A 10,769-nucleotide genomic window follows, 5' to 3' on the forward strand; every position below is an offset into this window, starting at 1 on the left:
TGTTGGTTTTATCGATAACCATGCCGACCATCGCCTCAGCTTGATGACGTTTTTTAATGATTTAAAATTGAGCGTTGAAAGTGCCGGGGATACGGTGCTCGTGGTCAAAGGCCCCGGTGGCGTGTGGTGCAATGACGATGCGGTGGGTCAAAATCCGGCAATTCGCGGCGAATGGCAAAAAGGACTGTACCAAGTTTGGGTTGGCTCCCGGGGACAACGGCAATATTATCCCTATATTTTAGAAATTCACCATCGGAAGTAGTTGATCCCTAAGTTGGGAGATCAGGTAATGGGGGATAATGGAAACATTATCTTGATGTTGCACTAGAGAAAACATTGTGGCTATCGGAATTGGTTTACTTGGCTTAGGAACGGTTGGCACGGGCACCGCAGAAATTTTGCTGTCGCCCCAGGGCCGCCACCCGCTGTTGGGGGAAGTGGTTTTGAAACGGGCAGGGGTGCGCTCCCTAGACAAGCCCCGCAACATTGATTTACCAGCGGGTTGCCTAACCACTGATCTAGAGGCCATCGTCAAAGATCCAGAGATTCAGGTGGTGGTTGAGTTGTTGGGTGGCCTGGAGCCAGCGCGGACTCTCATCCTGGCGGCGATCGCCAACGGGAAACATGTGGTCACGGCCAACAAAGCAGTGATTGCCAAATATGGTGAAGAAATTTACACCGCAGCGAACAAAGCGGGGGTCTATGTGCTCCTTGAGGCGGCGGTGGGCGGTGGCATTCCGATCATTAAACCCCTCAAGCAATCTTTAGGAGTGAACCGCATTACCCGTGTCATTGGCATTATCAATGGCACCACCAACTATATCCTCACCCAGATGGCCCAGCACGGGGCGGACTTTGGGGAAGTATTAGCCGAGGCCCAAAAATTGGGTTATGCCGAAGCCGATCCCAGTGCCGATGTGGATGGGGGCGACGCGGCGGACAAAATTGCGATTCTCGCTTCCTTGGCCTTTGGGGGACGAATTCGGCGGGAAGATGTCTACTGCGAAGGGATTCGTTCCATTAGTGCGGCAGATATCAGTTTTGCGAAAAAGCTCGGTTTTGTGATCAAATTATTGGCGATCGCCGAACGACCAGACCTCGAAGAAGATGCCCTACAGTTGCGCGTTCACCCGACTTTAGTACCAGAAGATCATCCCATCGCCAGTGTGAATGGTGTCTTTAATGCGATCCTCGTGGAAGGGGAACCCCTCGGTCAGGTAATGTTTTATGGCCCTGGGGCTGGGGCTGGGGCAACGGCCAGCGCCGTAGTTTCTGACATTGTCCATGTGGTGGGTCTGTTGCATTCTGACCAAGTGATCCAGAAACTCAACCCTCTCCTGGGCTGCACCCATGAGCATTACAGCAAAATTTTGCCCATTGATACCCTAAAAACTCGTTTTTATGCGCGCTTCTTGTCGCGGGATTTGCCCGGTGTGATCGGCGATCTGGGGACTTGCTTTGGGCAGCACCAAGTGAGCTTGGAATCAGTCGTGCAGATTGGTCTTCAGGATGATTGCGCTGAGATCGTCGTCGTGACCCACGATGTCCATGAGGCGAATTTCCGGGAAGCCATGCGAGAAATCGAAGGCCTAGAGGCGATCAAGGAAGTGCCGAGTATTCTCCGCGTCCTTTAGTAATCATTCAACTGCAAAATTCTTGATCCTCCAAATTTCTGGAGGATTTTTTGTTAATTTGTCTACAATTCTGACGATGTTTTCCAGAGTTGGGCTAAGTTAGTGAATAAATGCCTCTTTAGCGATACTTTTTGAGGATATCGAGAAATAATGCCTTTAAGTTGGAATGAAATCAAAAGTCGGGCGATCGCCTTCTCGAAGGAGTGGGAATTTGAGGAGTCAGAAAAATCAGAAGCACAATCGTTTTGGAATGATTTTTTTCAGGTATTTGGCATTTCCCGTAAGCGAATCGCAACATTTGAGAAGTCAGTTAACAAATTAGGGAATAAGAAAGGTTCTATTGACCTGTTATGGAAGGGAAATATTCTTGTTGAGCATAAATCACGAGGAAAAAGTTTAGATAAGGCATTTGAACAGGCAAAAGATTATTTTCCGGGGTTAAAGGAGCATGAGCTACCCCGATATATTTTGGTGTCGGATTTCGCTCAATTCCGGCTTTATGACCTCGAAACGGATCAGACCCATGAATTTCTCCTAAAAGATTTCGTCAATTATGTTCATCTGTTTGATTTTATTGCGGGATATGAGCAGCGAACCTATAAGGATGAAGATCCGGTTAATATTCACGCGGCGGAGTTGATGGGTAAGCTGCATGACCGTCTCAGGGAGATTGGTTATACGGGTCATGATCTAGAAGTTTACTTAGTGAGGTTGTTATTTTGTTTATTTGCAGATGACACAGGCATTTTTGAAAAGGGAATTTTTGAGGAATATCTCGATGTTCATACCAAAGAAGATGGTAGTGATTTGGCGATGCACTTGGGGCATATTTTCCATGTGTTGAATACGCCACCGGAGAAGCGGTTAAAAAATCTGGATGAGAGTTTAGGACAGTTTCCCTATGTGAATGGCAAGTTATTTGAAGAGCAGTTAGCGCCTGCGGCTTTTGATCGCAAAATGCGAGAAATGTTATTAGAAGCTTGTGGATTTAATTGGGGGAAAATTTCTCCGGCCATTTTTGGGTCAATGTTCCAAGCGGCGATGGATCAGCAGACTCGACGAAATTTGGGGGCGCATTACACGTCTGAGAAAAATATTCAGAAGGTGATTAAGCCTTTGTTTTTGGATGAGTTGCACGAGAAATTCAAGAAGGCAAAAGGCAGTCCAACGGCGTTAAAGCGGCTCCATGATGAGCTTGGGGAATTACATTTTCTTGATCCGGCTTGTGGCTGTGGAAATTTTTTGATTATTTCTTATCGGGAATTGCGAGATCTAGAGTTATTGATCCTCAAAGAGCTTTACAAGAAGGAGGAGGGGTTTATTGATATTCGTTTGTTCCTGAAGGTGGATGTGGATCAGTTTGGGGGCATTGAATATGATGAGTTTCCGGCACGGGTGGCAGAGGTGGCGATGTGGCTCATCGATCATCAGATGAATATCAAGGTGAGTAATGAGTTTGGGCAGTATTTTGTCCGGTTGCCGCTAAAGAAGGCTGCCAGAATTGTGAATGGGAATGCGTTACGGATTGATTGGGAAGAAGTGATCCCAAAGGAAAAGTTAAATTACATTCTCGGCAATCCGCCTTTTGTTGGAAAATCCTTTCAAGATTCACAACAAAAAAAAGACATGAAGTCTGTTTTTGATAGTGTCAAAGGTGCTGGAGTTTTAGACTACGTAACAGCTTGGTATATTAAGGCGGCTCAAATTATTCAAGAAACCAACATATCTTGTTCTTTTGTGAGCACAAATTCTATCTCTCAGGGTGAACAGGTCAGTATTTTATGGAGAGAAATGTATGAAACCTATAATATTAAAATCTATTTCGCACATCGTACTTTTAATTGGACAAATGAAGCAAAGAGTAATGCTGCCGTGCACTGTGTAATTATTGGCTTTGGGACAAAAGATATTGGAAAGAAAAGAATATTTGATTATATCAATATCAATAGTGAACCAACTGAGATCATTGTTAAAAACATTAATCCATATCTAGCTGGAGGTAATGATCTTGTTATTAGTAGTAGGCGAACTGGAATTTCTCCAAGACCTGCAATCATGTATGGCAGTATGCCTAATGATAGAGGGAACTTAATTCTTACAGAATCCGAAAAGGATTCCTTTCTACAGCAAGAGCCAGAAGCAGAAAAGTGGATTAAACCTTATACTGGATCAGAGGAGTTTATTAATGGTTATTCTCGTTACTGTTTTTGGCTTGTTAACATTTCACCTAAAGAGCTTAAAAATTTACCTAGAGTCTATGAAAGAGTTCAGAAAGTGAAGAGTATTCGCAGTGAAAGTACAAGAAAAGCAACCCAAAAACTAGCTGAATTTCCAACACTCTTTGGTGAAATAAGACAGCCCAAAAGTGATTATTTATTACTACCTCGTGTATCTTCAGAGAGAAGAAAATACATTCCAATAGGTTATGGAATAAGTCGCTTAGTTATTGCGAATGATCAAGTTTCAACTATTCCTAATGCAACAATTTATGATTTTGGGATTTTGACTTCAGAAATGCACATGACTTGGGTCAAGTACACATGTGGAAGATTAAAAAGTGATTACCGTTATTCTAATACCATTGTCTATAACAATTTTCCTTTTCCACAGGACGTAACCGAGAAACAAAAACAAACAGTCGAAAAAGCAGCGCAGTTAGTGTTAGACACCAGAGACAAATATCCCGATAGTAGCCTTGCCGATCTTTATGATCCGCTTACTATGCCCCCCGACTTAATGAAAGCCCACCAAAAACTCGATAAAGCGGTGGATCTTTGTTACCGTCCTCAAGCTTTTACCAGCGAACTCAACCGCATCGAATTTTTATTTAATGAATACGAGAAACTGATAACACCACTCCTACAAAGTACAAAATGAAAGTGATATGATTGCTGCCTATTTAAAGGTTGCAGAAAATATTAATGATGAACTTATTAGTCTCGAAAAAACTCACCAAAGAATTTATCCTGCTAATCAAGCTCGACAATCAAATGCCCTTGATAGTGACTTATTGATCAATGCGATCGCCTAATTATTCACTATCCTCTGCTGTTAGAACTACATCAGCATAAATATCTGCCACTGCCCACTCAAATTCAATACTTGGAATCACCAGCGTATCGTCAACGCCGAAATCTCGATAGCCCCACATTTCTCCCGTTTGCCGTTGATAAAGTTCTACATAAATATGCTCAGAATCAAGCAAAATATATTCCTCTAGGCTGGGAATTTGTCGATAATATTTCAACTTTTCTTTGCTGTCATAACTTGAAGTGCTTGGTGATAAAACTTCAACAATTACTTTTGGATACTGAATCCATTTACGCGCTTTGAGATCTTCCGGATGACAACTGACCACCAGATCCGGATAAAAATAACGCCGATTCGCTTTGCCTTGCACTTTCACATCAGATACATTTACTCGGCAACCTCGCTTTTTCAAATGAGGCCGTAAGAGGCTATAAAAATTGAGTGCAATATCATTATGGGGTAAAGTACCTCCGGTCATTGCAATAACTTCACCATCAATATATTCATAGCGAAGTTCCTGCCGTTCTTCCCACTGGAGATATTCCGCAGCAGTCATTTTTTCTGGAAACTTAGGTGTTGCAATCATCGTTATTTTCCTCATTCTAAGCTGAGTCACTTAGTGAAAAACTAGCGGCCCATTTTTTGCTTCATTTGCCGAATTTGTTCGTCCATTTCCCACTTTTGGAACTGGGCTTCGAGGGGATCGGTGGCACTGTTGTAGGTTTGGCGATCGCCACTGGTACCACTAAAACTCTCCCAACTGCTGGTGTAGGCATCCTCTACTTTTTGGGAGGCTTGCAGTTCATCCATTTTTTGCTTCACTTCCTGGCGTTTCTGCTGGAGCTGCACCAAAAGAGACTGGGCCTGTTCAATGCGTTTTTTGGTGCCTTGCATCTTGCCCCAGAGTTGATTCCCCTGGCGGAGGAGGGCCGCTTCCCTCGCTTTGGCGGCGCTGGCGAGATCCGGTCTCCGACCCGCTTCGGCCTGTTGTACCCGCTGGTGCCAATGTTGGATATCCTGGGCCACCTGGGCGATCTGTTGCTCCACCTGGGTCAATTGCTGTTGTAGATCCTGGGTAAGGCGGTTGGCTTCTCGTTCTTGTTCTTGGAGTTGCTCGGCGATCGCCTGGAGTTCTAACTGGGGATGTGCCTTGAGAAATTCCTCTAATCGCGTCTCAAAAAACTGCCCAACTTCGCTAAAAAGACCCATAATTCCGCCGTTTTCACAATTGCTGACTTTAGGTTAGCTTTTTTTAGGGAGGTCTGCTACAATCATTTATCGTCACGCCAGGAGAGATGGCTGAGTGGTCGAAAGCAGCACATTGCTAATGTGCCGAGTCGTGTACGCGGCTCCGAGGGTTCGAATCCCTCTCTCTCCGTACCAAAATTAACTAAATATATTCCCCTGTATTTCCCGCAACTCCCTACGATTGGCGGGATTTTTTAGTATTTCCCCGGTTCCTTGGGCTTTCAGAAGAAATGTGTGGAGTTCTATCGATTTATAAATTCCCCAGGGGCGATCGCCAGAAAATCAAAGGGAATTCGCTATTTATTAAAGACAGATCATCCCGTTGTCCGTTGAAGGATTTTTCCCATGAAACCGACCCACAAGTTTCAGGTCAAAGCCGTTTTACCCCCTGTCCTGGAACCCCTACGCCGCCTCGCCCATAACATCCACTGGGATTGGAATGTCGCCGCAAAAAGTCTCTTTGTTCGCCTCGATCCAGACCTATGGCAGCAGACGAGCCACAACCCGGTGGCGATGTTGGGTCGCGTTGACCAAGCCCGCCTCGATGAACTAGCCAAGGATGACGGTTTTATCGCCCACATGGAACGGGCCATTGAACAGCTCGATGACTACCTCCAACAACACACCTGGTACCACAAAGCACGGGGCGAAACCAAAGGCAAAGAATGCTATGCCTATTTTTGTGCGGAGTATGGCCTCAGCTACTGCCTGCCGATCTATTCCGGGGGATTGGGGATTCTTGCGGGGGATCACCTCAAATCCGCCAGTGATCTTGGTTTACCCCTAGTGGCCGTTGGTTTGCTGTACCAGGAGGGCTATTTCGCCCAGTATCTCAACCATGACGGCTGGCAACAGGAAGAATATCCGATCAATGATTTCTACAATATGCCCCTCCATTTAGAAAAAGATGACCAGGGAAATGAACTGATCATTGAGGTGGAATTTCCGGGGCGGATGATCTACGCACGGGTTTGGCGCATCGATGTGGGGACGGTGCCCCTCTATATGTTAGACACCAACATTGAGCAGAATACTAACCCCTATGACCACGACATTACCGACGAACTGTATGGAGGCGATCGCGATCTCCGGCTCCACCAAGAGATCCTCCTGGGTATCGGCGGCGTGCGCATGCTCGAAAAACTAGGCTACAAACCGACGGTCTACCACATGAACGAAGGCCACAGCGCCTTTTTGATCCTGGAGCGCATCCGCAAACTCATGCAAGAGCAGGGCTTAACCTTCCGCCATGCCCAACAGTTTGCCCTCTCGACCCAAATGTTTACGACCCACACCCCGGTTTCTGCTGGTTTCGATCTTTTTTCCCCGGAGCAAACCCTGCATTATGTGGGCCACTATGCCGAAAAATTTGGCCTCTCCCCAGACCGCTTCCTGGGCCTGGGTCGGGAGAATACAGGGGATCTAGAAGCGCCCTTTAATATGGCGATCTTTGCCCTCAAACACAGTGCTTTTATCAATGGTGTGAGTCAACTCCATGGCCAAGTTTCCCGGGAAATGTTCCATAGCTTGTGGCCAGATTTTCCCCGCGATGAAGTGGGGATTACCTCGATCACGAATGGTGTCCATGCCCGCAGCGTCACCGCCCCCGCCACCCAAGATCTCTACGACCGCTATCTGGCCCCCACCTGGGATGAAGCCCCCGCCGAAAGCCATATCTGGGAAAAAGTGAGCACCATTCCCAACGAAGAACTGTGGCGTAACCACGAGCGTCAACGCTCCGATTTGGTTGTCTATATTCGACAGCACCTCGCCAAGCAACTGCAAAAACAAGGGGCCACTGAAGCGGCGATCGCCAAAGCCCGCCAGGTACTCAAGCCCAACCTCCTGACCATTGGCTTTGCCCGTCGCTTTGCCACCTACAAACGGGCTAACCTCTTTTTGTATGACATTGAACGCATTAAAAAAATTATCCTCGGCAATCCAGAGCGTCAAGTGCAATTTGTTATCGCCGGGAAAGCCCACCCAAAAGATATTCCGGGGAAAGAACTAATCCGCAACATCATCCATACCGTCCAGGAAGAAGGCCTCGAAGATTACGTCGTCTTCTTACCCAATTACAATATTCACATTGCCCGCAAAATGGTGTCTGGGTGCGATGTGTGGCTTAATACTCCCCGACGCCCCCGGGAAGCGTCTGGCACTTCCGGGATGAAAGCGGCGATGAATGGCCTGCCGAATTTAAGCGTCCTTGATGGCTGGTGGGATGAGGCCGACTATACCCGCACCGGTTGGGCGATCGGACACGGGGAAATTTACGATGATCAAGATTACCAAGACCGGGTAGAAGCCAGTGCCCTGTATGAACTGCTAGAAAAAGAAATTGTGCCGCTGTTCTATACGCGCAACAGTTTCGATGTCCCCGAAGGTTGGGTTAATAAAATGAAGGAAGCGATTCGTCTGAATTGTCCCATGTTTAATACGTCGCGGATGCTCCGGGACTATGCCCAGAAGGCTTATTTTAAATTGAGCGATCGCCATTTTGAACTCAGCGACAATCACTACCAAGCCGTCCAAGAACTCGCCGATTGGAAATCCCAACTCTTTAAGGCCTGGTACAATATCCGCGTCGAAGCCTTTGATGTCGGAGAGTCCGCCGAAATCGACATTCAACAGCCCGTCCATGTCAAAGCAATTCTCGATCTCGCGGCCCTGACCCCAGACGATCTGGCCGTGCAAATTTACCTCGGCACCATCAATGACCAGGACGAACTCATTAACGGCGAAAGTTACCCTATGACCTTCCAGGGCCTGACCACCGACCAAAAAGCGATCTACCAAGGCGTTGTGCAATACAAAAAAAGTGGCTACCAAGGCATGGCCCTACGTATTCTCCCCCACCACCCTCACCTAGATGATGCCACCGAGCCCCGGCTCATCCGTTGGGCCTAGGACAAACCGTCCAGGAGACGATGCCAGTGGCAATTTACCCCTATACTGGGGAAGAACTTTCCCTGAGAGAGTTTACGTTTCTTAAAATTATCGGGCAATCATTAAAGCCCGAATGCCTTGTGAGACAATAGTCTAAGCTATTAAACTAAGCAAGAATCCATTTATTAAAACAGCAATAATATGAGCGTCGTTAGTCAAGTTATCCTGAGAGCCGATGACGAACTCCGCTATCCCAGCAGCGGTGAACTCTCGGGGATTAAAAACTTTTTAGCCACTGGGGCGGTACGGATCCGCATTGCGGAGGCCCTTGCCGACAACGAAAAGAAAATCGTTGACCAAGCCCAAAAGCAACTGTTTAGCATCCACCCAGAATATCGAACCTCGGGCGGGAATGCAGCCACCACGAAGCAATATAACCAATGTCTGCGGGACTACGGTTGGTACCTACGTCTGGTGACCTACGGTATCCTCGCTGGCGACAAAGATCCCATTGAAAGGATTGGTTTAATTGGGGTGAAGGAAATGTACAACGCCCTCGGTGTACCGGTGCCTGGGATGGTTGATGCGATTCGCTGCCTCAAGGATGCCGCCCTTGGTGTGCTTGATTCAGAGGAAGCAAGAATTGCTGCTCCTTATTTTGACTTCATTACCCAAGCAATGTCCTAGGGTTGAGTTCTGGGATTGCGGTCTAATTCAATTCAATTATTCCGTTGGGGATCAGGGTTGTTTGCGCACCCTGATTTTTTATTGCTTTCGAGCCACCCCTCTAACTCCCCTCAAGGGGAGAATGACACCCTCCGGCCTGACGGCCACCTCCCTCAAGGGAGAATTCCTTCCGGCATTCAGCCACCTTCCCCAGGGAATTACCCCTTCCGGCTTTCAGCCACCTTCCCCAGGGAAGGATGGTTGTTGGGTATCCTAGCAAGTAACAGGATTTGTCCGTGGGTAAAGAATAGAGATGACAGCATCACGAACCCAAGATTATGGTTTTCCTTGGATTTCCTTGGGACTTTTTTGTTTGGCCTATGGGGTGTTTGGTTGGCTGGTGGGGGAAATGATTCCCGCGTGGCAGGCATGGCTCTTAGGGCATCAGACATGGTTTTTCTGGCCTATTGATCAGGCGATCGCCTTTAAGATGGCCTGGGGATTTGGCGGGGGACTTGTGCTGCTTTTGATGGTGGTCTTAGTGGCTCCTCTACGAATCATGCAATTGTTATTTGGGACTTGGTTGCGCTCCGATGCTAAGGCCTTTACATCGGTCTTAGCCTGGGCCTTTGCGGCGGTCTTGATTATTTGTTGGCTAGAGCAATTTGTCCGCTTTTTTGTGTTGCTTTCAGCGGGGATTTTGTGTCACTTAGATTTACAGATTCGCGGTTATCGGGTGTGGCAGGTGTTCCTCATTCTCAGTGGGATGGGCCTGGGGAGTTTTGCCTTGGGGGGATATTTATTTTCTCAGTTTCAAATTGAGATTGCCCAATTCTGGTCTATTTTCCAAGCCGCTTAGATATTTTCCCTGGGAAGTCAGTTTTGTATTTGCGACCTTTCTCCAGGGAAGAGCTCTCTCTATCCTATGGCATCTCCCCAAGGGGAAATTGGTTTAGGCTTGGGCAAGAATCGGTGGAATGCAGGGTTTGCCGCTGGGGGTGGTGAGGCTGGGGCTTGAGGTTTCGGTGCGACAGTGAATTTCGGCAGCGAGAATTGGGGGTTCAAAGGAGGCGATCGCCGCTGCGACAGTTTGAAACGTCACCCCTTGGGCGAGAATTGGCGGAATGCAGGGTTTGCCACTGGGGCTACTCACCAAGACGGGGGTAGAGTCGGTACGGGGTTGGATGGTGGCGGCCAGGATCGGCGGTTCTAGGGTATCCGGGACGGTGTGATCCTTCAGGCTTGCTGTTTCTGCCGGGGCCGGATTTTTTGCGGCGGCAAGTTGCGTTTCCAGGGTGGCAA

Annotated in this window: 10 protein-coding genes, 1 tRNA gene and 1 pseudogene; 9 read left to right on the plus strand and 3 right to left on the minus strand. The window is 47.5% G+C overall.

Annotated elements, in window-relative coordinates; genetic code table 11:
• The 4 genes and pseudogenes from AACT35_RS08295 to AACT35_RS08310 all read left to right on the plus strand — a co-directional run.
• Positions 1-262 (plus strand): annotated as a pseudogene (locus tag AACT35_RS08295) (hypothetical protein); the annotation flags it as partial.
• Between the two features lie 76 nt (positions 263-338).
• Positions 339-1,634, plus strand: a complete 1,296-nt coding sequence (locus AACT35_RS08300; RefSeq protein WP_030006628.1) for a homoserine dehydrogenase — start codon at positions 339-341, stop codon at positions 1,632-1,634.
• A 150-nt stretch (positions 1,635-1,784) separates the two neighbouring features.
• Positions 1,785-4,511: a class I SAM-dependent DNA methyltransferase gene (locus AACT35_RS08305; protein ID WP_099239421.1), complete on the plus strand. Its 2,727-nt coding sequence runs from the start codon at positions 1,785-1,787 to the stop codon at positions 4,509-4,511.
• Between the two features lie 7 nt (positions 4,512-4,518).
• Entirely contained in the window at positions 4,519-4,665 is a 147-nt protein-coding gene (locus AACT35_RS08310) for a hypothetical protein (protein ID WP_158227962.1), read from the plus strand.
• Here the strand turns inward: AACT35_RS08310 and AACT35_RS08315 are convergent, their stop codons facing one another.
• Positions 4,666-5,250 (minus strand): Uma2 family endonuclease, encoded by a 585-nt coding sequence (locus tag AACT35_RS08315; protein ID WP_099239423.1) that lies wholly within the window; start codon positions 5,248-5,250, stop codon positions 4,666-4,668. It lies immediately after the preceding gene.
• 41 nt (positions 5,251-5,291) lie between these two features.
• The gene (locus AACT35_RS08320) at positions 5,292-5,873 is read right to left on the minus strand and encodes a TIGR04376 family protein (protein WP_099239425.1); all 582 of its coding nucleotides are present in this window, start codon (positions 5,871-5,873) and stop codon (positions 5,292-5,294) included.
• An 80-nt stretch (positions 5,874-5,953) separates the two neighbouring features.
• On the opposite strand from AACT35_RS08320, the gene AACT35_RS08325 reads away from it, so the two are divergent.
• The 5 genes from AACT35_RS08325 to AACT35_RS08345 all read left to right on the plus strand — a co-directional run bounded on the left by AACT35_RS08325 (position 5,954) and on the right by AACT35_RS08345 (position 10,326).
• Positions 5,954-6,042: transfer RNA gene (locus AACT35_RS08325), tRNA-Ser, on the plus strand.
• A gap of 215 nt (positions 6,043-6,257) precedes the next feature.
• Complete coding sequence (gene glgP, locus AACT35_RS08330) at positions 6,258-8,822, plus strand: alpha-glucan family phosphorylase (protein WP_012307740.1); 2,565 nt, start codon at positions 6,258-6,260, stop codon at positions 8,820-8,822.
• A 180-nt stretch (positions 8,823-9,002) separates the two neighbouring features.
• Positions 9,003-9,488: an allophycocyanin subunit alpha-B gene (gene apcD / locus AACT35_RS08335; RefSeq protein ID WP_012307741.1), complete on the plus strand. Its 486-nt coding sequence runs from the start codon at positions 9,003-9,005 to the stop codon at positions 9,486-9,488.
• A 121-nt stretch (positions 9,489-9,609) separates the two neighbouring features.
• Complete coding sequence (locus tag AACT35_RS08340) at positions 9,610-9,744, plus strand: hypothetical protein (protein WP_256376222.1); 135 nt, start codon at positions 9,610-9,612, stop codon at positions 9,742-9,744.
• A gap of 36 nt (positions 9,745-9,780) precedes the next feature.
• A complete protein-coding gene (locus tag AACT35_RS08345) occupies positions 9,781-10,326 on the plus strand; it encodes a hypothetical protein (RefSeq protein ID WP_012307742.1) in 546 nt (181 codons plus the stop codon).
• A 93-nt stretch (positions 10,327-10,419) separates the two neighbouring features.
• On the opposite strand, the gene AACT35_RS08350 is transcribed toward AACT35_RS08345, so the two are convergent.
• Positions 10,420-10,769, minus strand: a 350-nt coding sequence (locus AACT35_RS08350; protein ID WP_216820543.1) for a hypothetical protein, incomplete at its 5' end; no start/stop codon positions are given.

The organism is Synechococcus sp. BDU 130192 (assembly GCF_963876085.1).
In the GTDB taxonomy this organism is placed as follows: Bacteria; Cyanobacteriota; Cyanobacteriia; order Cyanobacteriales; family MRBY01; genus MRBY01.

What these genes read in the sequence shown, in the direction of transcription:
- AACT35_RS08310 (WP_158227962.1), top strand. Translation starts at nt 4,519, where the DNA reads ATGATTGCTGCCTATTTAAAGGTTGCAGAAAATATTAATGATGAACTT.
- AACT35_RS08340 (WP_256376222.1), top strand. Translation starts at nt 9,610, where the DNA reads ATGACACCCTCCGGCCTGACGGCCACCTCCCTCAAGGGAGAATTCCTT.
- glgP (WP_012307740.1), top strand. Translation starts at nt 6,258, where the DNA reads ATGAAACCGACCCACAAGTTTCAGGTCAAAGCCGTTTTACCCCCTGTC.
- AACT35_RS08305 (WP_099239421.1), top strand. Translation starts at nt 1,785, where the DNA reads ATGCCTTTAAGTTGGAATGAAATCAAAAGTCGGGCGATCGCCTTCTCG.
- AACT35_RS08315 (WP_099239423.1), bottom strand. Translation starts at nt 5,250, where the DNA reads ATGATTGCAACACCTAAGTTTCCAGAAAAAATGACTGCTGCGGAATAT.
- AACT35_RS08345 (WP_012307742.1), top strand. Translation starts at nt 9,781, where the DNA reads ATGACAGCATCACGAACCCAAGATTATGGTTTTCCTTGGATTTCCTTG.
- apcD (WP_012307741.1), top strand. Translation starts at nt 9,003, where the DNA reads ATGAGCGTCGTTAGTCAAGTTATCCTGAGAGCCGATGACGAACTCCGC.
- AACT35_RS08320 (WP_099239425.1), bottom strand. Translation starts at nt 5,873, where the DNA reads ATGGGTCTTTTTAGCGAAGTTGGGCAGTTTTTTGAGACGCGATTAGAG.